The organism is Pseudomonas sp. GD04158, from assembly GCF_029834875.1.
GTDB classification, from domain to species: Bacteria; Pseudomonadota; Gammaproteobacteria; order Pseudomonadales; family Pseudomonadaceae; genus Aquipseudomonas; species Aquipseudomonas hydrolytica.
Genome location: NZ_JAODYT010000001.1, coordinates 43,254 through 67,030, shown reverse-complemented (window position 1 = coordinate 67,030; position 23,777 = coordinate 43,254). Strand labels below are relative to the sequence as shown.

General features: G+C 59.3%; 30 protein-coding genes and 1 tRNA gene. 9 read left to right on the top strand and 22 right to left on the bottom strand.

Features of this window, described 5'->3' with window-relative positions:
- Window positions 1-100: 100 nt before the first annotated feature.
- Window positions 101-985: a tRNA glutamyl-Q(34) synthetase GluQRS gene (gene gluQRS, locus N7333_RS00395; protein WP_129481808.1), complete on the bottom strand. Its 885-nt coding sequence runs from the start codon at window positions 983-985 to the stop codon at window positions 101-103.
- A gap of 50 nt (window positions 986-1,035) precedes the next feature.
- Window positions 1,036-1,482, bottom strand: coding sequence for an RNA polymerase-binding protein DksA (gene dksA / locus N7333_RS00390; RefSeq protein WP_003244648.1), 447 nt, complete (start codon window positions 1,480-1,482; stop codon window positions 1,036-1,038).
- A gap of 257 nt (window positions 1,483-1,739) precedes the next feature.
- On the opposite strand from dksA, the gene N7333_RS00385 reads away from it, so the two are divergent.
- The 4 genes from N7333_RS00385 (at window position 1,740) to N7333_RS00370 (ending at window position 5,546) form a co-directional block, all read left to right on the top strand.
- The gene (locus tag N7333_RS00385; protein ID WP_129481807.1) at window positions 1,740-2,921 is read left to right on the top strand and encodes a pyridoxal phosphate-dependent aminotransferase; all 1,182 of its coding nucleotides are present in this window, start codon (window positions 1,740-1,742) and stop codon (window positions 2,919-2,921) included.
- Window positions 2,911-3,618: a DNA/RNA nuclease SfsA gene (sfsA, locus tag N7333_RS00380; protein ID WP_129481806.1), complete on the top strand. Its 708-nt coding sequence runs from the start codon at window positions 2,911-2,913 to the stop codon at window positions 3,616-3,618. Before N7333_RS00385 ends, sfsA begins: the two co-directional genes overlap by 11 nt.
- A 336-nt stretch (window positions 3,619-3,954) precedes the next feature.
- Window positions 3,955-4,866: a DMT family transporter gene (locus tag N7333_RS00375; protein WP_011921109.1), complete on the top strand. Its 912-nt coding sequence runs from the start codon at window positions 3,955-3,957 to the stop codon at window positions 4,864-4,866.
- Window positions 4,867-4,967: 101 nt separating this feature from the next.
- Window positions 4,968-5,546 carry a hypothetical protein gene (locus tag N7333_RS00370; RefSeq protein ID WP_003244654.1) on the top strand — a complete coding sequence of 193 codons (579 nt, stop codon included), beginning with the start codon at window positions 4,968-4,970 and terminating at the stop codon, window positions 5,544-5,546.
- Between the two features lie 8 nt (window positions 5,547-5,554).
- On the opposite strand, the gene N7333_RS00365 is transcribed toward N7333_RS00370, so the two are convergent.
- Window positions 5,555-6,001, bottom strand: a complete 447-nt coding sequence (locus N7333_RS00365; protein WP_129481805.1) for a hypothetical protein — start codon at window positions 5,999-6,001, stop codon at window positions 5,555-5,557.
- Window positions 6,002-6,027: 26 nt separating this feature from the next.
- On the bottom strand, window positions 6,028-6,192 hold the full coding sequence (locus N7333_RS00360; RefSeq protein ID WP_096825672.1) for a hypothetical protein: 165 nt from the start codon (window positions 6,190-6,192) through the stop codon (window positions 6,028-6,030).
- A 138-nt stretch (window positions 6,193-6,330) separates the two neighbouring features.
- Between N7333_RS00360 and N7333_RS00355 the strand changes: the two genes are divergently transcribed.
- A complete protein-coding gene (locus N7333_RS00355; RefSeq protein WP_129481804.1) occupies window positions 6,331-6,684 on the top strand; it encodes an excalibur calcium-binding domain-containing protein in 354 nt (117 codons plus the stop codon).
- Here the strand turns inward: N7333_RS00355 and N7333_RS00350 are convergent.
- On the bottom strand, window positions 6,681-6,908 hold the full coding sequence (locus N7333_RS00350) for a hypothetical protein (RefSeq protein WP_003244658.1): 228 nt from the start codon (window positions 6,906-6,908) through the stop codon (window positions 6,681-6,683). The genes N7333_RS00355 and N7333_RS00350 overlap by 4 nt on opposite strands.
- Window positions 6,909-7,131: 223 nt before the next feature.
- On the opposite strand from N7333_RS00350, the gene N7333_RS00345 reads away from it, so the two are divergent.
- Together N7333_RS00345 and N7333_RS00340 are read left to right on the top strand one after the other, a co-directional pair.
- A tRNA-Met gene (locus N7333_RS00345) sits at window positions 7,132-7,208 on the top strand.
- A 207-nt stretch (window positions 7,209-7,415) separates the two neighbouring features.
- Window positions 7,416-8,189 (top strand): hypothetical protein, encoded by a 774-nt coding sequence (locus N7333_RS00340; RefSeq protein WP_279858018.1) that lies wholly within the window; start codon window positions 7,416-7,418, stop codon window positions 8,187-8,189.
- Here N7333_RS00340 and N7333_RS00335 read toward each other — a convergent pair.
- The 13 genes from N7333_RS00335 to N7333_RS00275 all read right to left on the bottom strand — a co-directional run bounded on the left by N7333_RS00335 (window position 8,159) and on the right by N7333_RS00275 (window position 16,775).
- Window positions 8,159-9,154, bottom strand: coding sequence for a tyrosine-type recombinase/integrase (locus N7333_RS00335; RefSeq protein ID WP_279858016.1), 996 nt, complete (start codon window positions 9,152-9,154; stop codon window positions 8,159-8,161). The genes N7333_RS00340 and N7333_RS00335 overlap by 31 nt on opposite strands.
- On the bottom strand, window positions 9,151-10,434 hold the full coding sequence (locus N7333_RS00330; protein WP_279858014.1) for a hypothetical protein: 1,284 nt from the start codon (window positions 10,432-10,434) through the stop codon (window positions 9,151-9,153). Before N7333_RS00330 ends, N7333_RS00335 begins: the two co-directional genes overlap by 4 nt.
- A gap of 121 nt (window positions 10,435-10,555) precedes the next feature.
- Window positions 10,556-11,857: a zonular occludens toxin domain-containing protein gene (locus tag N7333_RS00325; protein WP_279858013.1), complete on the bottom strand. Its 1,302-nt coding sequence runs from the start codon at window positions 11,855-11,857 to the stop codon at window positions 10,556-10,558.
- A gap of 2 nt (window positions 11,858-11,859) precedes the next feature.
- Entirely contained in the window at window positions 11,860-12,219 is a 360-nt protein-coding gene (locus tag N7333_RS00320) for a DUF2523 family protein (protein WP_129481800.1), read from the bottom strand.
- 5 nt (window positions 12,220-12,224) lie between these two features.
- The gene (locus N7333_RS00315; RefSeq protein ID WP_279858012.1) at window positions 12,225-13,754 is read right to left on the bottom strand and encodes a hypothetical protein; all 1,530 of its coding nucleotides are present in this window, start codon (window positions 13,752-13,754) and stop codon (window positions 12,225-12,227) included.
- Window positions 13,755-13,903: 149 nt separating this feature from the next.
- A complete protein-coding gene (locus tag N7333_RS00310; RefSeq protein WP_279858010.1) occupies window positions 13,904-14,164 on the bottom strand; it encodes a capsid protein in 261 nt (86 codons plus the stop codon).
- Window positions 14,165-14,169: 5 nt separating this feature from the next.
- Entirely contained in the window at window positions 14,170-14,418 is a 249-nt protein-coding gene (locus tag N7333_RS00305; protein ID WP_090426982.1) for a hypothetical protein, read from the bottom strand.
- Window positions 14,419-14,427: 9 nt separating this feature from the next.
- Window positions 14,428-14,607 carry a hypothetical protein gene (locus N7333_RS00300; protein ID WP_090433365.1) on the bottom strand — a complete coding sequence of 60 codons (180 nt, stop codon included), beginning with the start codon at window positions 14,605-14,607 and terminating at the stop codon, window positions 14,428-14,430.
- Between the two features lie 15 nt (window positions 14,608-14,622).
- The gene (locus N7333_RS00295; RefSeq protein WP_279858006.1) at window positions 14,623-14,991 is read right to left on the bottom strand and encodes a hypothetical protein; all 369 of its coding nucleotides are present in this window, start codon (window positions 14,989-14,991) and stop codon (window positions 14,623-14,625) included.
- A gap of 252 nt (window positions 14,992-15,243) precedes the next feature.
- A complete protein-coding gene (locus tag N7333_RS00290) occupies window positions 15,244-15,555 on the bottom strand; it encodes a hypothetical protein (protein ID WP_279858004.1) in 312 nt (103 codons plus the stop codon).
- Complete coding sequence (locus tag N7333_RS00285) at window positions 15,552-16,193, bottom strand: DNA cytosine methyltransferase (protein ID WP_279858003.1); 642 nt, start codon at window positions 16,191-16,193, stop codon at window positions 15,552-15,554. The genes N7333_RS00290 and N7333_RS00285 overlap by 4 nt, the downstream gene beginning before the upstream one ends.
- A gap of 4 nt (window positions 16,194-16,197) precedes the next feature.
- A complete protein-coding gene (locus N7333_RS00280) occupies window positions 16,198-16,413 on the bottom strand; it encodes a DUF5447 family protein (RefSeq protein ID WP_347815281.1) in 216 nt (71 codons plus the stop codon).
- Between the two features lie 89 nt (window positions 16,414-16,502).
- Window positions 16,503-16,775 carry a DNA-binding protein gene (locus N7333_RS00275; RefSeq protein WP_279858001.1) on the bottom strand — a complete coding sequence of 91 codons (273 nt, stop codon included), beginning with the start codon at window positions 16,773-16,775 and terminating at the stop codon, window positions 16,503-16,505.
- A gap of 517 nt (window positions 16,776-17,292) precedes the next feature.
- Between N7333_RS00275 and N7333_RS00265 the strand changes: the two genes are divergently transcribed.
- Together N7333_RS00265 and N7333_RS00260 are read left to right on the top strand one after the other, a co-directional pair.
- Window positions 17,293-18,438 carry a DNA cytosine methyltransferase gene (locus N7333_RS00265; protein ID WP_279857998.1) on the top strand — a complete coding sequence of 382 codons (1,146 nt, stop codon included), beginning with the start codon at window positions 17,293-17,295 and terminating at the stop codon, window positions 18,436-18,438.
- A gap of 15 nt (window positions 18,439-18,453) precedes the next feature.
- Window positions 18,454-20,193 carry an ATP-binding protein gene (locus N7333_RS00260; protein ID WP_279857996.1) on the top strand — a complete coding sequence of 580 codons (1,740 nt, stop codon included), beginning with the start codon at window positions 18,454-18,456 and terminating at the stop codon, window positions 20,191-20,193.
- 261 nt (window positions 20,194-20,454) lie between these two features.
- On the opposite strand, the gene N7333_RS00255 is transcribed toward N7333_RS00260, so the two are convergent.
- The 4 genes from N7333_RS00255 to N7333_RS00240 form a co-directional block, all read right to left on the bottom strand.
- Window positions 20,455-21,099, bottom strand: coding sequence for an MBL fold metallo-hydrolase (locus N7333_RS00255; RefSeq protein WP_129481796.1), 645 nt, complete (start codon window positions 21,097-21,099; stop codon window positions 20,455-20,457).
- 217 nt (window positions 21,100-21,316) lie between these two features.
- Window positions 21,317-22,417, bottom strand: coding sequence for a redox-regulated ATPase YchF (gene ychF, locus N7333_RS00250; RefSeq protein WP_129481795.1), 1,101 nt, complete (start codon window positions 22,415-22,417; stop codon window positions 21,317-21,319).
- A gap of 25 nt (window positions 22,418-22,442) precedes the next feature.
- Entirely contained in the window at window positions 22,443-23,033 is a 591-nt protein-coding gene (gene pth / locus N7333_RS00245) for an aminoacyl-tRNA hydrolase (RefSeq protein WP_129481794.1), read from the bottom strand.
- A 63-nt stretch (window positions 23,034-23,096) separates the two neighbouring features.
- Window positions 23,097-23,702 carry a 50S ribosomal protein L25/general stress protein Ctc gene (locus N7333_RS00240; protein WP_003244665.1) on the bottom strand — a complete coding sequence of 202 codons (606 nt, stop codon included), beginning with the start codon at window positions 23,700-23,702 and terminating at the stop codon, window positions 23,097-23,099.
- Between the last annotated feature and the right edge of the window lie 75 nt (window positions 23,703-23,777).

Here is a 23,777-nt window from a genome sequence, read left to right as displayed (position 1 = left end):
CCGCGCGTTTCAAGCCACAAACTTGAAGCCGGGGTAGGGTGCGCCGTGCGCACCGAGGCCGTGCGAGGTTTTCTCAAGGCACTGGTGCGCGCGGCGCACCCTACCTCAATTGCGCTTCTGCCAGGGTGCGGCTGCGCGGAATGCGCGTGGCGTCCCAGTTGGCGCGGCCCCAGCTCAGCAGCTCGGCCGGAGCGGCGCCTTGCAGTTCGGTGGGCGGTTGCTGGCCCAGGGCACGCAGGGCGCGCAGCAGCAGAGGTCCGGCCTGGTCGGCGGGCAGCGGTGGCGAGCGGTAGCTCTTGCCCAGCTTGTGGCCATCGGGCTGGATGATCAGCGGCACGTGCAGGTAGCGCGGTTGTGGCAGCCCGAGCAGCTCCTGCAGATACAGCTGGCGCGGCGTGGAGTCGAGCAGGTCGGCACCGCGCACCACATCGGTGACACCCTGCCAGGCATCGTCCAGCACTACCGCCAGCTGATAGGCGAACAGGCCGTCGCGCCGGCGAATGACGAAGTCGCCCACCTCGCGCCCCAGGTGCTGGCGAAATTCGCCCTGCACGCGGTCGACGAAGTGATAGGCCAGCTCGGGCACGCGCAGGCGGATCGCCGCGTCCTGGTCGGGGTGGCCGGCATCGCGGCAGAACCCCGGGTAGATACCGGCGTAGCCTTCCAGCTGCTTGCGTGAGCAGATGCAGGCATAGGCCAGGCCCTGACTGAGCAGGCGGGCGATCACGGCGGCGTATTCGGCGTGCCGCTCACTCTGGCGCACCAACTCGCCATCCCACTCGAAACCGTAGCACTCCAGGGTGCGCAGGATCGCATCCTGGGCGCCGGGTACCTCCCGGGGTGGGTCGAGATCCTCCATGCGCAGCAGCCAGCGGCCGCCAACGGCGCGGGCATCGAGGTAGGAGGCGAGGGCGGCGACCAGCGAGCCGAAGTGCAGATAGCCGCTGGGCGTGGGGGCGAAGCGCCCGATATAGGCTGTGTTCATGAAGCGAAGGCCAGAAACAGAGCGGGGCGCCTAAGCGCCCCGTCGTCAGATCAGGAACCGATCTGCTTTTCCTTGATTTCCGCCAGCGTCTTGCAGTCGATGCACAGGGTCGCGGTCGGGCGGGCTTCGAGGCGGCGAATGCCGATCTCGACGCCGCAGGAGTCGCACCAGCCGTACTCGTTGTCTTCGATCAGCTGCAGGGTCTCGTCGATCTTCTTGATCAGCTTGCGCTCGCGATCACGGGCACGCAGCTCCAGGCTGAACTCTTCTTCCTGGCTGGCGCGGTCGGCCGGATCGGGGAAGTTGGCCGCTTCGTCCTGCATGTGGTGCACGGTACGGTCGACTTCCTGCATCAGCTCCAGCTTCCACTTGTTGAGGATGCTGGTGAAGTGAGCGCGCATCGGCTCGCTCATGTATTCCTCGCCTTTCTTCTCTTGATAAGGCTCGAAACCACGAATCAGCTGGCTGGTGCTTTTGGCTTTTTCTTTTGTGGGCATGGATGACGCCTCTCACTCTTTCGAATCCATCGCGCAGGTTATTCCATTGCCAGGCGGTTGTCCGGCCCTGCGGCTGCAAGCGGGCGAACTTACCAGATCGAATCGGGGCGCGCTACTCCCGGTTGTCTCTGCTTCGCCCAGGGTGTGAACGAAAGCTGCATGAGCACGGGCCGCAAGCGAAACGGCCTGCACGACCCCTGCCGAGGCGCGCGCCTGCCCTGCTAGAATCCGCGCCTTGCAACCGTGAAGGCAGGCCCATGGCTCAGCTCTACAGTGCGCGCAGTCGCGCCATCGAACCCTTTCATGTGATGGCCCTGCTGGCCCGCGCCAACGAGCTGCAGGCCGCCGGTCACGACGTCATCCACCTGGAAATCGGCGAGCCGGACTTCACCACGGCAGAGCCGATCATCCGCGCCGGCCAGGCGGCCCTGGCTGCCGGGCATACCCGCTATACCGCCGCGCGTGGCCTGCCGCAGCTGCGCGAGGCCATCGCCGGCTTCTACGCCGAGCGTTACCGCTTGAGCGTAGACCCCCAGCGCATTCTGGTCACCCCGGGCGGTTCCGGTGCGCTGCTGCTGGCGGCCAGCCTGCTGGTCGATCCGGGCAAGCACTGGTTGCTCGCCGACCCCGGTTATCCCTGCAACCGTCACTTCCTGCGCCTGGTGGAAGGCGCCGCACAGCTGGTGCCGGTCGGCCCCGACGTGCGTTATCAGCTGACCCCGCAACTGGTCGAGCGGTACTGGGATTCGAGCAGCGTCGGGGCGCTGGTCGCCTCGCCGGCCAACCCCACCGGCACCCTGCTGCACAAGGATGAACTGGCCGCCCTGGCCGGCTGCATCAAGCAGCGCGGTGGCCATCTGGTGGTGGACGAGATCTACCACGGCCTGACCTACGGTTGCGACGCCGCCAGCGTGCTGGAGGTAGATGACGAGGCCTTCGTGCTCAACAGTTTCTCCAAATATTTCGGCATGACGGGCTGGCGCCTGGGTTGGCTGGTGGCGCCGGAGAACGCCGTGCCTGAGCTGGAGAAGCTGGCGCAGAACCTCTACATCAGCGCGCCGAGCATGGCTCAGCATGCCGCGCTGGCCTGCTTCGAGCCCGCGACCCTGGCCATCCTCGAAGAGCGTCGCCACGAGTTTCAGCGCCGCCGCGACTATCTGCTACCGGCCCTGCGCGAGCTGGGCTTCGGCATCGCCGCCACGCCCGAGGGCGCCTTCTATCTATATGCCGATATCAGCGCCTTCGGTGGCGATGCCTTCGCCTTCTGCCGCCACTTCATCGAAACCGAGCACGTGGCGTTTACCCCGGGCCTGGATTTCGGTCGCTACCAGGCCGGGCATCATGTGCGCTTTGCCTACACGCAGAACATCGACCGCCTGCAGCAGGCGGTCGAACGCATCGCCCGCGGCTTGAAGAGCTGGAACCCCGATGCGCTTTGATCCGCCGTTGGAAGAAGGCCGCCTGCTACGCCGCTACAAGCGCTTTCTCGCCGATATCGAGACCGCCAGCGGCGAGCCGATGACCATTCACTGCGCCAACACCGGTTCGATGCTCAACTGCATGAGCGAGGGTTGTCGGGTGTGGTTCGGCCGCAGCAACGATCCCAAGCGCAAGCTGGCGGGCAGTTGGGAAATCAGCGAAACGCCGCAAGGGCGCCTGGCCTGCATCAACACCGCGCGAGCCAATGCCCTGGTGGAGGAAGCGCTGCGTGCCGGGCTGATCACCGAGCTGGCCGGCTTCACCGCGCTCAAGCGCGAGGTGCCCTATGGTGTGGAGAACAGCCGCGCCGATTTTCGCCTGGATTATCCGAGCGGGCCGGTCTTTGTCGAGGTCAAGAGCGTGACGCTGGGCTTCGATGGCAGCGACGTGGCGGCCTTTCCCGATGCGGTGACGCTGCGTGGCGCCCGGCACCTGCGTGAGCTGGCCGCCCTGTCGCGCCTAGGTGTACGTACCGTGCTGCTGTACTGCGTGAATCTGTCCGGCATCGTCGCCGTGCGGGCTGCGGAGGACATCGATCCGGCCTACGCCGCCGGTCTGCGCGAAGCCAGAGCGGCGGGTGTGGAAGTGCTGGCCTACGGCGCCGAGCTCAGCCCTGAGGGTATCTCGCTGGTTCGCCGGCTGGAGGTGTTTGCGTAAGGTGCGCTGTAGCAGCCTCTAGCCGTGAGGCTCTCCTTTGCGCGTGTATGGCGCCCTTGGTTGATTGGACGCTACGAGGCCTGGCGTCAATGCGCATGCGCTTCAATGGGCGGTCGGCCACGCTGGAAAACTGACATGGGTCCCAGGCTAGTGCGTCCGGCGCGTCCTGCGCATGCCTCCTGCGACCTTGCCAAGCTTCCAATGCCTCCGTATGGTGCAAAGCCGTCTATTCGGAAGCTACGCAATGATCGCTCAGCATTCCCCGCTCGGTGACCGCGCACAACCGGCCAAACCCCTTTCAGATAAACGCCGCCCTGTAGGGGTGGCGCTTGCTTTATGAACGCACTCAACCATTCCCGCTCGCTGGCTTTCTTCGGCTTGTTGCTGGCCAATCTCTGCTGGTCCGGCAATGCCCTGGTGGCGCGTGCCTTCGCCGGTGAGATCGCGCCGTTCACCTTGTCGTTCTGGCGCTGGTGCCTGGCGTTAGCGCTGCTGCTGCCATTCGTGGCCGTGCCGCTGTGGCGCCATCGTGCGGCCGTGGCCAAGGCCGGCTGGCGCTTGCTGGTGCTCGGTGGCCTGGGCATCGCGGGCTACAATTCGCTGCTCTACAGCGCCGCGCAAACCACCGCGGCGATCAATATCTCGCTGGTCAACACCTGCCTGCCGCTGGTGACCTTCATCGGCGCCGGGCTATTGCTCAACGAATGGCCGGCACGCCGCGCCTGGTGGGGCATGCTGGTGGCGGTGGTGGGCCTGGCGGTGCTGATCAGTCAGGGACAGTGGAGCCGTCTGGCCAGCCTGTCGTTCAATCAGGGTGACCTGATCATGTTGCTCGCCGTGGTGGACTGGGCGTTGTATTCGCTGCTGCTGCGGCGCTGGGCCGCCTACCTGCAGCCTATTCCGCCGCTGGCCCTGCTGGGCGTGTTCATCCTGCTTGGGGTACCGCTGATTCTGCCGTTCTACCTGTACGAACTGGCGCAGGGCGTGCAGCTGGCGCTGAACGTCGCCAACCTCTCGGCCATCGCCTACACCGCCGTGTTCGCCTCGCTGCTGGCCTACCTGGCCTGGAACCACGGCATCCGCGTGGTCGGCGCCGCCAAGGCCGCGCTGACCAACTACCTGATGCCGGTGTTCACCGCGCTGCTGGGCTGGGTGCTGCTGAACGAGAGCCTGCAGCTCTATCACTGGCTTGGCGCCGCGATGATCTTCGGCGGCCTGCTGCTGGCGACCCGGCCGAGTAAGGCCTGACTTCCAAGCGCCCTTCGGCGGCGCTTCTGGCCGGGCTGCCGCTCCTTGACTAGCCTTCGAACTTCAGTGCTGTCGTTCATGGCCAATCAGGAGGGCTCGTCATGCCTGCTTTCACCTATACCGGAAACTACTCAAGCCTGTCCGGATGGATGTGGTTCACGGATCGGCTGGATATCGCCGACGAAGGCTGGAAGCTTCACGTCAGTGGCAATGCGCGGTTTGGCCAGGCCATTCTGGATCGCGTTCTGCCGGTTTTGCAGAACGGCATGGTCGGCCACAAATTCCTCGCCACCAGCGAGGAGGTGGAGGCGCTGCATGGCCTGCAGCGCGGCAAGATGCTCGCGGTGTACCCGGACAGCATCGTGCAGGCATTCATGGTGGTAACGGAAATCGACCGCGCGTTGGTTGGCGTGGTCGGTCGGCACGATGTGCCATGCATCGTGCAAGAGAAGTGGGTTGGACGTACGGTCGTCTACACCCGCTACGGTGCCTATAACAGCAGCATCTACCACCCCACTCGCGACATCTACGTCGATGACAGTATCGGCGAAACCGCGCCGCCCTGGGTTTCCGACCCTTGGGGGCTGTACTCGGCCAACCCGGATTGGCGCGCCGTCACCGCGCACCAGCCTTGGCCCAGGCACTCGAAGGAAGGTCACCGGCGCATGGGGCGCAAGTGATGAGCCGGCTACTCCGGCTTGAGCATCACAAAGGCTTCGCCGCCCTTGCGGTCGTGCATCAGGATGAACTGCTGCCCGGCAATCATCATTTTCACTGGCACCCGACTCGGCACCGTGGTGCCTGCGCTCACCGCCGCGGCAGTCAGCAACTGGCGGGTCAGGGTCGCATCCTCCTGCACCTCGCTGGTGACCACACACTCATGACCGGCCTTGACCTGGATGCCCAGGCTCTTGTCGGCATTGAAGCCGATGGTGGCAAAGCCCATGTCGGTGACTTCGCTGACGCCGTGCTGGCGCGCCACGCTGTGCGCCTCGGCGAAGCTTGGCGCCGTCTGCAGACAGATGTCGCGAAACGCCTGCACCACAGGCGAAGTGACCGGCACCGGCGGCTGCGAACCCAGATTGGCGCAGGCACCCAGCAGGGTGAAGCTGACGAGCGAGGCGAATTTCTTCATCACATCTTCCTTAATGAGCTTTGGATTCAGGGTTGTTGGCACAGGTCATGGCCGAGCAATTGCGAAGCCAGCCCCTTGGCCAGGTAGGTTTCCACCACTCGGCCATCTGCACATTCGGTCTTGTGACCGATGGCGATACCGATGGACAGCAGCACGAATAGTGCCAGGCCGAGATTCTGGATAGGCGTCATGACGGGCTCTGAGCGAAAACAATGGCGCAGGATGCAGAGGCCGGCAGGGGATGGCAAGAGCGCCAGTGCTCAAGTCTCGCCAAGGATTCCGAGCACGACGATACTGTCAGCCATTACAGGCCAAGCAAGGATCGCGCGATGAAAAAGCTGCTCGTCATGCTGCTGCTCGGTGCAGCCTTCTGGCAGTTCTACCTGAGCAAACCCGGCAGCCCGGTGATCAGCAACATCGCCAACGACGGCTCGGTAATGGGCAACCCGGTGGTCACCCAGCCAGGCTCGGCTTTCTCGCTCGACAGCCTGCGCCCGTCGTCTTCCATCAGCCAACCAGCTGCCCAGGTCGCCGGCAACCCATACCGCTGCGATGGCCGCACTCATTGCTCGCAGATGACCTCCTGTGCCGAAGCCATTTTCTTTCTGAGCAACTGCCCTGGCACCAGAATGGACGGTGACAACGACGGTGTGCCCTGTGAGGGGCAGTGGTGCGGACGTTAGGGTAGGGTGATCGACAGGCTGCTCAGTGCGACCTGGGCCACAAGCATCCAGACAACCGCGCTGATGATGCCCAGCACGCTGTAGCCGACCACGATCCCAATCGCGATCTGCTTCCACAGCCCGGCGAAGCGGTTGGGCTCGTGCCGATAATGAGTGGGCACATCGCGTTCCGCACGCAGATCGTCGAAGTCGTCTCTCGCTCTCAAGGTGTTCTCCTGGTTCATGGGCCAGCGCGGCGGCGCTGCAGCCGATTGCCGACGAATTTTCCGGCATCGCCCGATCGCCCCGCAAGCGCCGTTCGAGCGGTTCAAAGCTGTGCCGCAGGCTCAGAAGCGAGCTGTAGCGGGCGTTACCACCACCGAAGCCTAACCGCTTGATAAAACGTAAATTTATCGATGATCTGGGGTTGACAGCGGTAGGCGAGACGCGGAAAATGCGCGCCACGTTGGCTACATAGCTCAGTCGGTTAGAGCGCAGCATTCATAATGCTGATGTCCCAGGTTCAAGTCCCGGTGTAGCCACCATATTTTTCAAAGGGTTAGCTTCGGCTAGCCCTTCGTCGTTTCTGGGGTAGTGACTACAGAGTGACTACACCATGTCCACGCGGGTTTCCTTCCTCTAGGGTAAGCTTCCAGCAAGGCGGCCACATACCCTTCCCCATGTCGAAATACAAAGATCAGCTCCCGTTACGCGATCAGGTCCTATATGAATTTGGCCGATGCGTAGCGAACATGCAGTCCGTTGAGCTTCAGATCAAGAACCTTCTCCTAGCAGCACAGGTCACTAACCACCCTGTTAGCGGCCCCAAGAGAGCAGCGGAAATTAGCAAGTCGACACTAGGGGGGCTGAATTCAAAACTTTTTGAGTCGTTTCTGGTGACCGCCCCTCCTATATCCGAACCCAGGGAGGAGGAAAGCAACCAAGTCATTTTCAGTGCCTCACACAGCGTAGTTATGCATCCTGGGGACAGGGACAGGCACCAAGCGGATCTTTGCAACCTGATCGAGGATCGAAACCACCTCGTGCATAGCTTCCTGACACAGTACGACTTGGGTTGCGATGGCTGCTGTGAGGCTGCCCTAGTTCGACTGAACGAGTTAAATGGTCGTGCTATCTCCGTTTTTCATTCGCTGAAAGTGGTTCGGCAAAGTCAGCGCGAAATCCGCGACAAAGTGAAGGATCTTGTTCAATCAGAGATCTTTTTCAATTTGCTAGTGGGCCAGCCACTTCCTCCAGGGCAGGATTGGTTGATGATCGAGGAGGTCCAGTCACTTATCGAAGCCGGAAAGCTCTATGCAGACGAGAGCGGAAAGGTTTCTTTGCAAAAGGGCGTTGAGTACATAGTCCACAAGGGCGGCTCAGAAGACGCTTACACGCACTACGGCTGCAAAAGCTGGCAGGACCTGGCAGCCAAAACCGGCCTCTTCTCTGTAGAGCGCCAGAAGAATCCCTGCTCAGGTCGCTGGGAACATTTCTACCGGCTAGGCGCAAAAATTCCGCTTTGAGCCAAAGGTGAGAATCTAAGCGCCGATTCCAGATGATCCGGTGACAGGTGGGCATAACGCATGGTCATTGTGATGGACGAGTGCCCGAGAATGCGTTGCAAGCCCAGGATGTCGCCACCACCCATCATGTAATGGCTGGCGAAGGTGTGTCGCAGGATATGGGTCATCTGGCCCGGTGTATGGAAGCCGCAACGCAGGTAGGCAGATCGAAATGCCGACCGGCAAGGCATGAACAGTCTGCCATTCCCAGGCATCCCCACCTTTAAGGCAATCTCTTCGACCTCTTTGGGGATGGGCACCGACCGGGACTGGCGGTTTTTCGTTCTGTGAAAGTGGGCCTTGCCGCCGAAGATGGCACCGCGTTGCAGCGACTCGGCTTCATCCCATCGTGCCCCCGTGGCCAAGCAGATCAGCGCAACTGGATAGGTGTGGTTGTTGGTCGAGCGCTTGCACTCTTCCAGCAGTTGTTCGACTTGTTGCAGGGTCAGAAACGTCAGCTCGGTTTGGTCGGTCTTGATCTGACGAACCTTGGCCAACGGGTTGTTGCCGACCCAGGCACCCAGGCGGATCAGTTCGGAGAAGACCGCCGACAGGTAACGCTGTTCGTGATTGACGGTATGCGGGCTTACATCCTTGAGGCGAGACTGGCGATAGCGTGCCCAGGCGAGGGCATCGAAGTTGGAGGCCATTGGATCGCCCAGGCGTTCGACGGTCGCCAATGTCCGCGCCAAACGATACTTGGCGTCCTTTAGCGAGCAGCCGTGCAGGTCATGCCAGAGCGTCACCAGATCCGACAGGCGATCATCGAGCGGTCGGCCGGTTCTGGTCAGGCTGGCGAAGAACTCCGATTCATAGCGCTGGGCTGCGGCTTTGGTCTTGAAGCCCTTCTTGCGAATGCGGCGACCCGAGCGACCGTTTTCGTAGAAGTCAGCGGTCCAGGTATTGCCGTCTTTCCTGGCCGTCATACAGCACGCCCCCAGCGCACATGCCGTTCTTCTAGGATGCCCTTGATGTGCTTATACAGGCCGTCTTCATCCATGCCCTTGGCGGCATAGTGGTCGCGGATCACTGGCCAGCACTCCCAATCCTTGAGCCGGTGAAATGCTCGCCTAGCGCCCACTCGCTCCCGTGCCAGCAGGCTGACGAAGTTTCCCAGGAATAGCTCGACGTTCTTCCCCGAGAAGCCCCGAGACGTCTTGTATTGGCGCTTGTACTCGGTTTCATCCACCAGGGAATCCACCGGCAGATCCACGCGCACGTCATCACGGATCAGTGTCCAAATGGGTTCGAAGTAGCCAGGGCGAGCCAGCAGCTTGAATTGGCGTAGGCCATAGCGCCACAGGCCGTCTAGGTGCGGAGCGAAGGCAGCGTAGCTGTTGGTTTCGATGGTCTGGCCGCTGTGCAGATCGAACGAGCCGGAGGCGAATTGCTGGATGACTGAGTGGTGATAACGCAGCTCTACGCGCCACACATCTTGATCAGGGTTGTAGTTGTCCGGGTCGGTTTCATCGAAGCTGTCGCGACGCTTCCAGACGTTCTCCCAGTAGTCGAGCTTGTCGATGGAGCGGGCCTGTTCGGTCTTGTTGTAGATACCGAGCTGGACACCACCAGCGGAGCCGAACAGGTAGGACTGGCCTTTGCCGTAGGTGGCAGACTCCAGCGTCCACTGAATTTCCTTGATGCCAGAGATATCGCGGGCAGCGCGTGCGCGGCAGTGCATGCGGGCGACCAGATCAGCGGGCGGTTGCCATCCTTGCAGGTCTAGCGCGAGATGAACGGCGCATTGGTTGCGTTCGACGTTGGTCAGTACGTGGCTGGCGTAGTAGTCCAGGCGCTCTTGCAGGCGCTCGGGCGAGAAAGCGTCGATAGCATGCGGAGATACCTCGATTTTCAGGTGTGGGCCGATGTTCTCGATTTTGGCGTTGAAGTTCTTCACCAGCAGGATGATCCCCAGGTCAGCGTTTTGCAGCTTGTACTGGTAGCCAGAATCCTTGCTGACGCGACCGGAGTGCCAGCGCTGGCCAGCGAAATCAACGATGGTGCCGGGCTTGTCGAACAGGCTCATGATTTCCGGGCGGATCAGGCCGCGATACAACTGGCGGACGGTATCGACGCTACAGGCCAGGATTCGGACGTTGGACAGATCAACGAAACCACCCGCACGAGGATCACAGAACAGACGACTTTTCGGGGTCTGTTTCCCCGTTTCGATATCGATGCGGTAGTAGTCCTTTGGTGCGCTCATTCTCTGTATCTCTCTGGTGTAACGTGGTTACTAAAATTGGTTTATCTGACGTGCTACAGGGGCGTCAGCGGCGTGCGCGCCGCTCGCTCCCTCTGAACTGAACCGCTCGCTCGCGGCGCGCTCACCGCCACGGCCTGGAGGCATATTCACTATCCGGCACAACGGTCACCCGCGTTTGGGTGTAGGTAGACGGTGAGCGGCTGAGGCCATCCGAGCGGACGGGCGAAGCTGCGGACATGCCACTGGCTACCTGTCGGTTGCCACTGCTGTCTCGCTGTGGTGGTCGGCCACGGCACATGACGTGCCCGGAGTAGCCCATGGGGTGGCTGATATGGGCCATGCAGGGGCTGAGGATGCGTACGAGGTAGCCAAGCTGGCGAAGGTCGGCCAGGGATTGACCGAGCACCTGGCCGTCGCTGTCGATCACGTCGAACAGGCCTAGCTCTCTGTTCTTGCCTTCGGCCTGGGCGATCATCAGTGCACGAACCGCAAAGGTTCGCGGGGCAAAGGGGTGGTTCAGCTCACCAGCCAGTACATCAGGCGGCTGGTTAACCAGAAGATCACCAGCAGCATCAAGACGCGTATCAGCAGGAAGCGCAGGACTCGCCACACCGGGCGAAGCAGCTGGAGCAGCATCGAGCGCAGGGGCTTGAGCGCTGCTAGGAGCGCCGAACTTAGGTGTGCCGAGAGATAGTAGAGCGACAAACAGGCAGGCAATAAATGCCAGTAGAAAAAGTAGCTTCGGCGACTTGAGCAGGCTCTTTCCGGCTTTGGTGTCCTGGGTTTTTCCGGTGGCGGTGGATTGGTAGAGCCGGAAGGTCTCCTGCTTGATTCGCTTGTATTCAATGATGGTGCCTTCGGCGGGTGGCCGGTTGAGCTGGGCGTCATGCTGGGCCTCCTTGTAGCGACCTTTGATGCCGATGACGGCAAGGTTGGAATGCTTGTAGGCCATCTCGCAGGTCATGCGGATGTCGTCGCGGATGTAGCTGATGTTCGGGGTGGTGAGCACCACATCCCAGTTCCAGTGGCGGTGGCGGGTCCAGCCGTCGAGCCAGTTCATGGGCCGGTCAGCGGCCTGGGCGGCTTCGGAGCCGCCAGGGAAGTCGAAGCGCTCGAGGTCGCGTTCGCGCCAGGCTTTGGGGAAGACGAGCTGGGTTTCATCGAAGATGATGAAGGCGCCGCGGGGTGCCCACTGGAACCAGGTGCGCATGCGCTCCATGTCGGCTTGCTGTTCCAGGTCGAGGTTGATGATGTCGACCGACTCCGGCAGATCGGGCATGACCTGCAGCACCCGCTCCAGGGTGAAACCACGCACGTTGGTGATGATCAACCGACCCTCTTTGAGGGCCGGTACGGCGTCGTCTTGAATGGCGCCGCTGGTCTTGTAGGAGCCGTTGGGGCCGTGGTGGATTTTGATCGACATGGTTAGCGCCCTATGAACGGTACGAACTTGAGGGCGAAGCGGGTGGAGAGCGCCGAGAAGAGGATGTTCAGCGCCTGGGGGATGCCGAAGAAGTTAAGCGCGTTGACCACTTCGGCAGGCAGTGCACCCCAGCGCTCACGCACGGCTTCGGCAAGACCGATGTCATCCATGACCCCTTGGGCCGCTTCATAGGCGACTTCCAGGGCGAGCAGTTGCACTTGCACCCAGGAATAGATCGCGGCTTTGGTGAGCAGGACGAGGCCGTCTTTGACGAAGTCGTAGATGCCGGAGCTGAGGAAGTCCCAAACGAACTGGAAGAAGGCGATGACTTGATCGAGAAAACCAGCGAGCCATTCGAACATGGTGGTTACCCTCTGAGGACAATGACGGCGGCCAGGGCAGCGGCCGCCAGGAGCAGGACATAGCGCAGGTAGGAGAGCTGTTCGGAGTAGTCGGCCGGGCAGATGCGCAGGGACACGCCGCCCGTGCTGATGGAGAAGGTTTCGCAGGGGAGCGAGCCGCCACCAGCGCCCAAGTTCAGATCGAACACGCCTTTGAACAGGGCGCCGTATTCATCGAGCTTTTGGTCGAGTTCGGCGCGTGCCTCAGCAATGCGTTCATCCCATTCGCTGAGCCCTTCGGCAAAGCTGCCCTGTTCACCCTGCTGGAGGTTGCGCGAGGGGCCGGGCGGGCCTTCTTGCTCTTCTTCCTCGTCCTGGCCATCACCCTTACCGTCACCTTCCTTGATGCCCCCCGTGCCCTTGCAGTTGGGACCAGTGCATTTGGAGCTTTCCGAGGTGACGTTACCGTTGGCGTCTTTGGTGGTGTTGCTGACGTTGGTGGTCACTTGCGTCGTGCAGGAGCCCACACCGGAACAGACGACTTTGGTTTGCTTGTCGGTCTTGGTGGTCGTGGTGGAGCCGTCGGCGTTCTGCTTGGTTTCTACCTTGGTGTCGGTCATCGTCCCCGTGGAGCTGGGATTTTTGCCGTAGCACTTGAACGGGCCGTTATTCACGGTCCCGCAGTTGGTGTAATCGCCGGGCTTTCCGGTGTATTCGGAGGAAGAACAAACCATGCGGCCTTCGCCGTCCGGCACGTAAACGCAGGGTTCCTTTTCGTTGATCAACGGTTCATCTGAGGGAACGCAGTCGGCACCAGGCTCGCAAATATCACCGGGCTCAGCGGGCGGCGCGGTCCATTGCGGGGCATCACCGTTTGCAACTGCGCCGGTAAAGTTGAGTGCGACACGACATTTCACCGGAGCAGGTCCAAGGCTGACGCCGCCAATGCTTTTGGGTGCCGGGGCTTTGCAATGGCTATAGTCGAGGACGTTGGCGACGCAGCCTTGTTCAGTGACGGTAGGAGGCTGGATCGGATTACCTTGGCTATCTACGGAGACGTAGATGCTGGTGAAGCGTGTTGACTCGGCAAAGTGAGCGCACTGAGACGGCTTGTCGGCGTCGTAAAAAGCAACACACTCGCTCTGTGCGTTGGTGATCTTGGGAATGGTCGCGCCGCCGATGACCTCTTCGCCGCACTTTTCACCACCAGGCTTCTCGCATCGACCTGTTTGCGGGTTAAAAGTACTGCCCTCGCATCCGGTGCCTCGTAGATAGATCGGATGGCTGTTTACAGACCCGGCGTTGGAGCTGAACCGACAGCTTGCGGTAAGGCCATCGGCGGCCAAAGAAAACAGCATAACGCCTTGGCTTGGCCAGTGACTTCCGCGCTCATGATCAAGTGTTCGCTTGCAAACATCTTCGGGAGCGGGGCCGGACACTGCCCCATCAGCATTTGACCAGTAAAAAGGGTCTGCCTTGACGTGTGAGGTGGATAAAGCACCGATCAAAAACACCAGCAGTGCAATGATTAGGCTATTGCGTTCGCGCTCAGACATATCCAACCCATTCGAAGAAAACCCCGCCGAAGCGGGGTCTGTTGCAACGGCTCTGCTGGTCAGAAGAACTCGCCGATTCGAAAGCCGGTGATGAAGGCACCGGCGATGAATGCGCCGAGCATCACTGACCAGAGCATTGGCGCAGGCCCTTAGGCTTTGCGCAGCATGGAGAACACCACGCCGACGCAGGCCAGAACGGCCAGTGCCAGAGCGATGTAGCCGGCGATGGTGCTGGCATCGCCTTGGCCTTCCTGGATCTGCGCCTGGATGGCTGCGGTATCGACCACAGCGGCGAAGGCCGGGACGGTGGCGACGGAGACGACAGCGCCAATGCAGGCGTTGCGGGCGAAGCGACGAGCACGACCAAAAGCGGTGGCGCCGTTTTGCAGCTGGGTTTTCAGTTGTTTCATGGTTGTTACCTCATGCGTCGTAGAACGGATGCGACCAATCCACCGGAAAGGCCGATTGCAAACGCCATGAGCGTTCCGCCAAAACCAATGCCGAACGCCTCTGGCGAAAATCCCCCTGAGACCAAGATGTCTACATAGCCAGCGGCCTCGGGAGGGATCAGGTAGGCCTGTTGCCATCCGTACTGCGAGCAGGACACCGACGCATCTGCGTTGGTGGTCCACTGCATGCACACTTGAACGGCAACGACCGACATACAGCCCCCTTACTCGGCCAGGCTGGGGTCGCGGACGACCTCTGCCATGTCCTGGCAGTCGGGGCAGATGGTTTGGTGGGGCGCCGTGCGCAGATCGGGCAGCAGGTCGGCTTGCGGTGCCGGCTGCTGGTAGAGCTGGCCCATGGGCTGCCCGCAGCAGTCGCACAGCACGCGATCAACGATCAGCACGGCGGCGCCCTCCCGTCAGGCCTTGGCCGGGTCCGGCTGGGTGCCGGTCGGCTTGGGCTGTTGTTGGGCGCCTTGCGGGGCGGCAGGCTTGGTGGCCTGAGCCGGCTTGGCCGACTCGACGTGCAGGACGATGAACTTGCCGGCGTTCTTGGAGCCGCGTTCGATTTCCACGGTTACGCGGACGGTTTCGAGCACGTCGAGGCCTTTGCAGGCGCCCCATACTTCTTCGCGGACGTCTTCGGATACCTGCATCGAGAGCAGGGAAACGCCCAGGTCCTTTTCGCCGTCCGGTTCATCGCCGAAATAGAGTTTGATCAGGTCAACGTTGTCGAACTTCACGCGCTCAGCGCTGATGAATGCCAGTTCCATAGTGGTGCGTGCCATGTTGTGTTTCCTCGCTTGGTTGCGCCTTATTGCGCGGGTTTGCCTTTCAGCAGGCCGAGCGGGTCCACACGGGCAAACTTCGCGTTTTTGCCCAGGTGGGGTTCTCGACTTGCCGAGGTTTTCAGTTAGCGCCGCTGGTGCAGCGGGTTTGGTTCAACACCAAGGGCTTTGCCCTTGTCATCCCACTCTTGCCGCCGAGGGCTCGGGAGCGCGGGGCGGTGGAGCTGCCCCACACTCTCGAGCGAAGGCTATTTAGGGTGGCGGGCGTTCAAGGGTGCGCTCCGCCCGTGCTTCCGTTCGCCGGATCGGTGAAGCGTAATCCGACGAGCCGGGAGCGCGGCCCTTGACCGGTTCAGCATCGGTGGCGTTGGCCGGATCGCTGGTAGTGCATTGTTCGGCCACGTTGGCGATGGCGGTTTCGAAGGCGTTGCCGATGCTCTGGACGCTTTCCTGTAGGCCGAACAGGGTCACGACCGTGGCGGCGATGGCGCCGAACAGGAACGGGGTGATCCAGTGCCAGAGCAGAGCGACCAGATAGCGGCCGAGGTGGAAAGAGACGGTCATGCGCTCACCCCCAGCTCCAGGACGGTCTGACGTGGAGCCGCCGCCGGAGCAGCACCGTTCAGTACGTTGATGACGTGTCGGCCCCACTGATCGGCGATGGCATCGGCAATGCCCTGATAGGTGCGGGAACGGTTCTTCCAGCGGTCCGGGCCGGGTGCCATGCGGTGAACCACCGGGGCACGGCCATCCACGATTTCGGTGGGCTGGAGCAGCGGCAGGTTCTGGAGCCAGAAATGGGTTTCCTTGCGCTCGCCATGGCCGAACATCCAGGGCTGAACGATCTGGTCCGGCTTGCGAATCTGGCCGGAGATAACCGACTTCGGGTTCTCCAGGGCCTTGAAGCGGATTGGCGCAGCCAGCAGGGCTCGGACGAAGTCCAGAGCGCGGGCCTGACGACCGTCCGCGATCTTCTCCGGGAACCACCGGGCGCCGGAGGTGGCCAGATCGGTGCAAGGCGGATGGGCAATCAGCAGGTCCCAACCCCAGTCGAGCACGTCCAGGACGTCGCCCTGGATGTGTTCACCCTCGGTTTCGGAGGGCATCAGGTCGCAGCTCACGGCATAGAAACCGACGCGGGTCAGGGCATCACGGACGCGGCCGGAGAACTCGCAGGCGACCAGAGCGGTTGGCTGTCTCATGCGTTCACCCCACTAGGTCGAACGGTTCGCGCAGCGGCACGAAGGGCGTTGGTTTGCCGGTGTCGTGCACAACGTGCCAGTACCTGGGCGGCCGGTTGCTTGGGGTGTGTTTCGCGCAGATGGAGGCAGGCGTCACCTTCCAGAACCCATCGACCTTGAACAGCGACACGGGGCGGCACTCGGTGCAGGGTGTGGACGGGCAGGCTACGGGTTGAGCCATCGCGCGACGGGACCAGCACACAGAGCAATCGCAGTCGCCGGGGTGCGGCTGGTGCAGGTAGCGGGAGAGGTTCATGGGCGGGCACCTGCTTACTCATCGGCGTAATCCCCCGCGCAGAAGATGGTTTTGCCTCGGTCGAGGTCGCGGCGGATGCGGTGCAGGTTGATGACGCGGTGACGACCGATTTTCACGGTCGGCACGGTGTTGCTTTCGATCCAGCCGCGCACCACGTCTTCGGTGATTTGCTCCATGCCCAAGAGCTGAGCCAGCACGTATTTCGTGCAGAACGGTGCGTCGCGGAAATCCGTTACGCGTTGGGCGTCTCCCGAAATCGAAAGCCCCACTACACCAGACTGTTCCATAGCTGTACCTTATGTTTCACCAATGACGGCAAATCATATGAATTTGCCATATGTGCAAACCATAAGGGCAATTTGTCATTTTGTACATATGACATGCCATGAGTATTTGTAATGACGGACAAGCTGTCTGATAGAGCCCTTCAACTGATCAACGCTGCGAGCTTGGTCGAGCTTTCAAAGGCTGGTGAGACCGACTACCCGCGCTGGGTGAACATCAAGCGGGGGAGGGCGCGTGTCGGTGCGGATGAAATCGAGATACTAGGGAAGCTATACCCTAGCTATAGGTGGTGGTTGCTTACTGGCGAAGTGATACCAGAGAATGGCCAGACAAGCCCCGACTACGACGAAGCCAACCGAAACTTGCCCAGTCCAAACGTGGGATAGCGATAACTATAAAGGTAGCTAAGCGTTGGTATGCCCGAACCGCGAATGAGCATTTGTAGTGGCTGATTACATTAAAATCCGCATGCTAAAATGAAAGTTTTTTAATTTAGAGCTATTGAGAAGAAGAGAAAGAATGGAATCAGTGAATACGAAACCACTTATTCTGGATTTGTTTTGTGGGTGTGGTGGTTTCTCTTTAGGGGCGGAGCTGGCTGGGTTTCATTCAATAGCGGCTATAGACATCGACCCGACTCTGCAGTCGGCATATAAAAGAAACTTTCCAGGCACTAAAGCTGTGGAGGGGAATGTTTCTGAAATTCAAGTTAGTGACTGGCGCCAGCTAATAGGCTCTGTTAGACCGGCAGGTATCATTGGTGGGCCACCATGCCAAGGATTCAGTCGTATAGGGAAAAGGCAGAAAGATGATCCGAGAAATAATCTCGTGCATCATTTTTATCGACATGTAAGAGAGTTGCGTCCAAAATTTTTTGTTATGGAGAATGTGCAAGGTCTGCTGGACGAAGAGAATATTGAAACGTTGATGACAGGTATTGATCAGGTCTCCGATAGATACACAATACTTGGGCCATTTGTGATTAATGCGGCGAGCTATGGTGCAGCGACAAATAGATTGCGTGTTATTGTTGTTGGCTATGACAAAGAGGATGTCAATAAGATTGTTATTGAAGACCTTGTTGGCACAAAGAAGCCATCTACTATTGCGGACGCCATCTCTGATCTTCCTTCTCCCATTCCTGATTTGAAAGATTCATTGAGTTTTGGATGGGCCCGGTATCCTGAGTTGAAAAATACCCTCAGTCAATATGCTAAAGCTATGCGTAAGCTCCCTCCTAAAGGACTTGGTGGTCGGGAGGCTATTGACTATTTAAAGCAGGGTTATGTATCGGGCTTGCTGGAGACGAAGCACACAGAAGCTGTAGCTGAAAGATATAAAAACACAGTGAATGGGAAAGTTGATTTAGTAAGTAAATCCTACAAACTTAGTTGGAGTGGTGTAAGTCCCACATTGAGAGCCGGTACAGGGTCTGATAAGGGCTCATTTCAAGCCGTTCGCCCCTTACATCCTGAAGAGGGTAGGGTTATAACTGTTCGGGAAGCTGCAAGGATACAGGGCTTTCCGGATTGGTTTACATTCCACCCAACAAAGTGGCACAGTTTCCGAATGATCGGGAATAGTGTGTCTCCCATCGTTTCGCGCGCGATATTGAGCCAGATTAAAAAATCTTTAATGGAAGAAGTAGTCCTATCGGTTGCATAGGGAGGGGAGGTGGTAATGAAATCAGAAGAGCTTTCTGTAGATACCAGGCCAAGCAAAGAGGTTGTAGTAAATAGCCTCACTAGGGATATTGCTATAGATGCTTGTATATTTGATCTGATAGATAACTCAATCGACGCTGCTAGGGATACTATCTTTAAGCTTAATCCTGATATGGATAGAAAAGCTCCGCCAGAGAGCTATGAAGGCTATAAAATAAAGATAGATATGGATGGAACTAGTCTGCGTATATCGGATAATTGCGGTGGGATTTCTTCGGAGCATTTAAAGGCTTCAGCTCTTCGTTTCGGGGAAAAGTCTTCACATAATCTCGGTATAGGTGTTTTTGGTGTCGGGCTCAATCGAGCTATATTTAAAATAGGTCAGTTCACAGAAATTGAAACCGATACCGGGACTGAGCGGTGTTATTTAGAAATCAAAACGGATGATTATCTGAAGTCTTCGGACTGGTCGCTTCCTGCTCTTAAAATGCCATCGCAAGGAAGGGTTGGTACCGTAATTAAAACTACGGAGTTGTCAAACGAGACCTCTCACTTATTTTCTGATGGTGATTGGCTGGAAAAGTTAAGAAGGGAAACGGGAGTTAGATACGGTAAGCTCATAGCTAAAGGGCTTGAGGTTGTAATCAATGATGAAATCATTGATTCGCACGTTGTAGAACTTCGGCAAGATAGCCCTTATGGCAGCGAGTCAAAGTTCTTTAGGGTTTCTAATACTACGGTTTATATTGAGGCTGGTCAGCATAAGAGGCATAGATTTTCAGCTGAGCCTGGTTACGACAAAGATGCGAATGCAGGCCTGACCAATGAGTATGGTTGGACTATATATTGTAATGAAAGGGCTATAGTTATATCGGATAAGTCATGGAAGACGGGGTGGGTGAAAAAATTCCACACGGAGTTCTATGGCTTTGTAGGTAATGTATATTTTACTAACCCCAACCCCTCTGAGCTTCCGTGGAATACAACAAAGACGGACGTTGATCTAAATAATCCAGCATATCAGTATGCGCTGGATGATATGAGAAAGTTTGTTGATAAATGGCGTGCTAACGCGGGCGACGCGAAGAGAAGGAAAATCAAGGACGAGCCTTTAGTAGTTCCACAGCCAGGGGGGGATGGTGGCAGTGCTCAGGAGGGTGGCAAGGGAGGTGTAAAGAAACCCGCGGCCGGGCAAGCAGCGGGTGGCAAGCCTAGTACCTCTCCAGTAAAGAAACCCCCGATCACAAAGGTGGACCACAATACTTTTTCAACAGTGTTGCCTCAAGATGTCGATGAACTTCATTGCGACGATAAGCACTTGGCTTTGGTGCATGAGGGAAAGCGACTTGATATAAATGTAATGACATACACTGCACTTGTTCTTATTCGTATGCTTTTTGAGGCAAGCACTACCAAGTTCTTAATGAGAAAGGAAAAGTATGACGATCTTTTGGGTGAGGTTGTAAAAGATCGGAATGCTGCAAGGGAAAAGAAAAAACAGCCCCAGCTGAGCTCCAGAGAGATCGCTAATCTAGAACCTGACCTAGAAGAGTTAATTAATTTCTTGATTTCTCATGATGAGGTATGGGATGGGGCGCGAAAAAATAAGATACAACACTGCCTGAGAAAATTCTTGGCTCATAAGAAATTGCTTAATAGTGCAGCTCATAATACGTTTCAAACGATAAATAAAGTGGTGGCGTTTGAAATTAGAGACGATATTCTTCCTGCGCTAAGGTATTTGATTGAAGAGTAAGCTTTGAGCGTCGCCTGCGTGAGCCGGTGACTACATCGATAAAAAGCTCTGGAAAAAACTGGCACAACCGATGTAGGAGAGGGATGGATGCCCCGTTTTATGGGGCTCTCTGGCTCAGCGGGGCGGTTCGTAGCGGATTCATAATGCTGATGTCCCAGGTTCAAGTCTCGGTGTAGCCACCATAAATTCAAGGGGTTAGCGCAAGCTAACCCCTTTTTGTTTGCGTGCGAAAAACGTTCTCAGCGAGGCTGGGCCGGCCCCTTAACCCAGCAGCCGCTCCAGCGCACTGTCCACATGCTCCTGCCATTCCCCGCGTCTCATTTCCTGAAAGCCGCTACTGCCAGAGAAGGCGCTGCCGATCACCAGATCGGGCTGCAGATCGCGTAGGCCGGCGATGCTGGTGGCCATGGTCTGGCGGTCTTCGGGGCTGTTGTGGCCGGGGATGAAGCCGGCTTTCCAGCTGCCGTCCGCGCTGCGGTAGAGGGTGTCGCCGGTGAATAGGTAGCGCTGGCCGGTCGGGCTGTGTACCAGAAAGCAGGTGCTGCCGGGGCTATGGCCCGGGCTGGGAATCACGTCGATATTGCCGAACAGCGTCTGGCGTTCGGTGAAGAGAATATCCACCGGGGCCTGTCGGCTGAAGTCTTCCTGCTCTTCTCGGTGGCCGCCAAGCCGGGTGCCGAAGCGCTGGCGTATCTGCAGCAGCGAGTCGCCGAGTTCGTCGCGGTGGCTGAGGAACTGGTAGGCAACACCGCCCAGCTCGGTCATCTGCTCGATCTCCCGGCGCAGGCTGGTGTTGTAGAACAGCAGGTTGCCGCTCTCGCGGGTCAGCAGGTAGGCGTGGGTTTTCAGGCCCGGGGCGGGGTTCTCGGTCGCGGTTTCCCAGAGGTCGGGACGAATCTGTTGCATGGCTGGCTCCTTGGTCTTGGGAGGGATGCAGGCCAGCCTGGGACCTCAGGTTAGGTTGAGGTCAAGGGAACGGGCAGGGCGATGGCGACAGGGGCGCGTTCGTTTCCTGCGCTTTGGTGTCGTCGACCATAGCCGCTTCCACCACAGGTGTGGCTCCTACCTGGGTAACAGGCAAAGAAAAACCCCGCCGAGGCGGGGTTTTTATGCGCTGACTAGATCAGACGTTGAAGCGGAAGTGCATTACGTCGCCGTCCTTGACGATGTAGTCCTTGCCTTCCAGGCGCCATTTGCCGGCTTCCTTGGCACCGCCTTCGCCCTTGTAGGCGATGAAGTCGTCGTAGGCGACCACTTCGGCGCGGATGAAGCCTTTCTCGAAGTCGGTGTGGATCACGGCAGCAGCCTGCGGGGCGGTGGCGCCGACGCGCACGGTCCAGGCGCGCACTTCCTTCACGCCGGCGGTGAAGTAGGTCTGCAGGTTGAGCAGCGAGTAACCGGCGCGGATCACGCGGTTCAGGCCCGGCTCTTCCATGCCCATGGTTTCGAGGAACATCTGCATCTCTTCGAGATCGTCCAGTTCGGCGATCTCGGCTTCGATCTTGTTGCACACCGGCACGACGATGGCGCCTTCTTCCTTGGCGATGGCATTCACCACGTCGAGGTGCGGGTTGTTCTCGAAGCCGTCTTCGGCGACGTTGGCGATGTACATCACCGGCTTGGTGGTGAGCAGGTGGAAGGTCCTGGCCAGGCGCTTCTCGTCGTCACCCAGGTCCTTGAGCAGGCTGCGCGCCGGCTTGCCTTCGGTGAGGTGGGGGATGAGCTTTTCCAGCAGGGCCTTCTGCGCTACGGATTCCTTGTCGCCACCCTTGGCGGTACGAGCGACGCGCTGCAGTTGCTTCTCGCAGCTGTCGAGGTCGGCCATGATCAGTTCCAGGTCGATGATCTCGATGTCGCGCTTGGGGTCGACGCTGTTAGCGACGTGAATGACGTTCTCGTCTTCGAAGCAGCGCACCACATGCGCAATCGCATCCGTCTCGCGGATGTTGGCGAGGAACTTGTTGCCCAGGCCTTCACCTTTCGACGCGCCCGCCACCAGGCCGGCAATGTCGACGAATTCCATGGTGGTGGGGATGACCTTCTCGGGCTTGACGATCTCGGCCAGGGCATCCAGGCGCGGGTCGGGCATGGGCACGATGCCGCTGTTCGGCTCGATGGTGCAGAAGGGGAAGTTTTCTGCGGCGATGCCGGATTTGGTGAGGGCGTTGAACAGGGTGGACTTGCCGACGTTGGGCAGGCCGACGATGCCGCAGTTGAATCCCATGATGTGTCCCTCGGGGGAAAGGTGGTTACTTGGTGGCCTTCTGGCTATGCAGTTTGCGCATGGCCACGGTCCAGTCGCCGGCGAGTATTTCCGGCAGGACGTCCAAGGCGAAGTCGATGCTCTGATCAAGCAGTTCCTGTTCGCTGCGTGGGGCGCGTCCGAGCACGTAGCCGGAGACCAGGCTGGCGTGCCCCGGATGGCCGATGCCGAGCCGCAGGCGATGGAAGTTATTCTGGTTGCCGAGCTGGGCGATGATGTCGCGCAGGCCGTTGTGCCCGCCGTGGCCGCCGCCCTGCTTGAGCTTGGCGATGCCGGGTGGCATGTCGAGTTCGTCGTGGGCCACCAGGATCTCTTCGGGTTTGATCTTGAAGAAATTGGCCAAGGCCGCCACGGACTGGCCGCTGCGGTTCATGTAGGTGGTGGGGATGAGCAGACGAACTTCGCGCCCCTGGTGGTTGAACTTGCCCACCAGGCCGAAATACTTGCGATCGACAGCAAGGTTGACGCGCTGGCTCTCGGCCACGCGCTCAACGAAAAGGGCCCCTGCATTGTGCCGGGTCTGGTCGTATTCGGGGCCGGGGTTACCCAGGCCAACGATCAGTTGTACGGCAGTCATACAGGAGCCCTTTCGAGGAAATCGCCCGGCGTGATCGCCTGCCGGGCGGGTTCCGCGCTGCGATTACTCGGCAGCGCCTTCGTCTTCAGCCTTCACGCGGGAAGCGTGAATGTTGGAGACAGCCAGGTCGTTACCGTGAGCCAGAGCAACCAGCTCAACGCCTTTCGGCAGCTTCAGGTCGGACATGTGGACGGTCTGGCCAACTTCTACGGCAGCCATGTCGACTTCGATGAATTCCGGCAGGTCTTTCGGCAGGCAGGAAACTTCGACTTCGTTGATGGTGTGGGAGATCTCGCCACCCTGCTGCTTCACGCCAACGGCGGTTGCTTCGTTGATGAAGTGCAGCGGTACGTGGGCGGTCAGCTTCTGGCCGGCAACGACGCGCTGGAAGTCAGCGTGCAGGACGAAGCCTTTGGCCGGGTGGCGCTGCAGGGCCTTGATCACGACGTTTTCGGTAGCACCGGCAACGTTGACAGCCAGAACGTGGCTGAAAGCGGCTTCGTTTTCCAGCAGCTTGGCCAGGTCTTTGGCCAGCAGGCTGATGGATTGCGGGGCCTTGTCGCCACCGTAGATCACGGCAGGAACCATGGACACGTTACGACGCAGGCGGCGGCTCGCACCTTTCCCCAGGTCGGAACGCACTTCGGCATTCAGGGCAAAATCAGTCATTTCATTTCTCCAAAATAACCAAACCGCCTTATGGCTTGCGACCAGCCTCGGGCGGTAGGGCAAAAAGCCCCGCAC

What these genes read in the sequence shown, in the direction of transcription:
- N7333_RS00305 (WP_090426982.1), bottom strand. Translation starts at nt 14,418, where the DNA reads ATGTCGGTCGTTGCCGTTCAAGTGTGCATGCAGTGGACCACCAACGCA.
- N7333_RS00365 (WP_129481805.1), bottom strand. Translation starts at nt 6,001, where the DNA reads ATGAAGAAATTCGCCTCGCTCGTCAGCTTCACCCTGCTGGGTGCCTGC.
- N7333_RS00340 (WP_279858018.1), top strand. Translation starts at nt 7,416, where the DNA reads ATGCAGTCCGTTGAGCTTCAGATCAAGAACCTTCTCCTAGCAGCACAG.
- N7333_RS00370 (WP_003244654.1), top strand. Translation starts at nt 4,968, where the DNA reads ATGCCTGCTTTCACCTATACCGGAAACTACTCAAGCCTGTCCGGATGG.
- gluQRS (WP_129481808.1), bottom strand. Translation starts at nt 985, where the DNA reads ATGAACACAGCCTATATCGGGCGCTTCGCCCCCACGCCCAGCGGCTAT.
- ychF (WP_129481795.1), bottom strand. Translation starts at nt 22,417, where the DNA reads ATGGGATTCAACTGCGGCATCGTCGGCCTGCCCAACGTCGGCAAGTCC.
- N7333_RS00315 (WP_279858012.1), bottom strand. Translation starts at nt 13,754, where the DNA reads ATGTCTGAGCGCGAACGCAATAGCCTAATCATTGCACTGCTGGTGTTT.
- N7333_RS00255 (WP_129481796.1), bottom strand. Translation starts at nt 21,099, where the DNA reads ATGCAACAGATTCGTCCCGACCTCTGGGAAACCGCGACCGAGAACCCC.
- N7333_RS00290 (WP_279858004.1), bottom strand. Translation starts at nt 15,555, where the DNA reads ATGACCGTCTCTTTCCACCTCGGCCGCTATCTGGTCGCTCTGCTCTGG.
- N7333_RS00385 (WP_129481807.1), top strand. Translation starts at nt 1,740, where the DNA reads ATGGCTCAGCTCTACAGTGCGCGCAGTCGCGCCATCGAACCCTTTCAT.
- dksA (WP_003244648.1), bottom strand. Translation starts at nt 1,482, where the DNA reads ATGCCCACAAAAGAAAAAGCCAAAAGCACCAGCCAGCTGATTCGTGGT.
- N7333_RS00330 (WP_279858014.1), bottom strand. Translation starts at nt 10,434, where the DNA reads ATGAGCGCACCAAAGGACTACTACCGCATCGATATCGAAACGGGGAAA.
- N7333_RS00360 (WP_096825672.1), bottom strand. Translation starts at nt 6,192, where the DNA reads ATGACGCCTATCCAGAATCTCGGCCTGGCACTATTCGTGCTGCTGTCC.
- sfsA (WP_129481806.1), top strand. Translation starts at nt 2,911, where the DNA reads ATGCGCTTTGATCCGCCGTTGGAAGAAGGCCGCCTGCTACGCCGCTAC.
- N7333_RS00295 (WP_279858006.1), bottom strand. Translation starts at nt 14,991, where the DNA reads ATGGCACGCACCACTATGGAACTGGCATTCATCAGCGCTGAGCGCGTG.
- N7333_RS00320 (WP_129481800.1), bottom strand. Translation starts at nt 12,219, where the DNA reads ATGTTCGAATGGCTCGCTGGTTTTCTCGATCAAGTCATCGCCTTCTTC.
- N7333_RS00350 (WP_003244658.1), bottom strand. Translation starts at nt 6,908, where the DNA reads ATGAACCAGGAGAACACCTTGAGAGCGAGAGACGACTTCGACGATCTG.
- N7333_RS00285 (WP_279858003.1), bottom strand. Translation starts at nt 16,193, where the DNA reads ATGAGACAGCCAACCGCTCTGGTCGCCTGCGAGTTCTCCGGCCGCGTC.
- N7333_RS00280 (WP_347815281.1), bottom strand. Translation starts at nt 16,413, where the DNA reads ATGGCTCAACCCGTAGCCTGCCCGTCCACACCCTGCACCGAGTGCCGC.
- N7333_RS00335 (WP_279858016.1), bottom strand. Translation starts at nt 9,154, where the DNA reads ATGACGGCCAGGAAAGACGGCAATACCTGGACCGCTGACTTCTACGAA.
- N7333_RS00265 (WP_279857998.1), top strand. Translation starts at nt 17,293, where the DNA reads ATGGAATCAGTGAATACGAAACCACTTATTCTGGATTTGTTTTGTGGG.
- N7333_RS00355 (WP_129481804.1), top strand. Translation starts at nt 6,331, where the DNA reads ATGAAAAAGCTGCTCGTCATGCTGCTGCTCGGTGCAGCCTTCTGGCAG.
- N7333_RS00260 (WP_279857996.1), top strand. Translation starts at nt 18,454, where the DNA reads ATGAAATCAGAAGAGCTTTCTGTAGATACCAGGCCAAGCAAAGAGGTT.
- N7333_RS00375 (WP_011921109.1), top strand. Translation starts at nt 3,955, where the DNA reads ATGAACGCACTCAACCATTCCCGCTCGCTGGCTTTCTTCGGCTTGTTG.
- N7333_RS00240 (WP_003244665.1), bottom strand. Translation starts at nt 23,702, where the DNA reads ATGACTGATTTTGCCCTGAATGCCGAAGTGCGTTCCGACCTGGGGAAA.
- N7333_RS00310 (WP_279858010.1), bottom strand. Translation starts at nt 14,164, where the DNA reads ATGAAACAACTGAAAACCCAGCTGCAAAACGGCGCCACCGCTTTTGGT.
- N7333_RS00325 (WP_279858013.1), bottom strand. Translation starts at nt 11,857, where the DNA reads ATGTCGATCAAAATCCACCACGGCCCCAACGGCTCCTACAAGACCAGC.
- pth (WP_129481794.1), bottom strand. Translation starts at nt 23,033, where the DNA reads ATGACTGCCGTACAACTGATCGTTGGCCTGGGTAACCCCGGCCCCGAA.
- N7333_RS00275 (WP_279858001.1), bottom strand. Translation starts at nt 16,775, where the DNA reads ATGGAACAGTCTGGTGTAGTGGGGCTTTCGATTTCGGGAGACGCCCAA.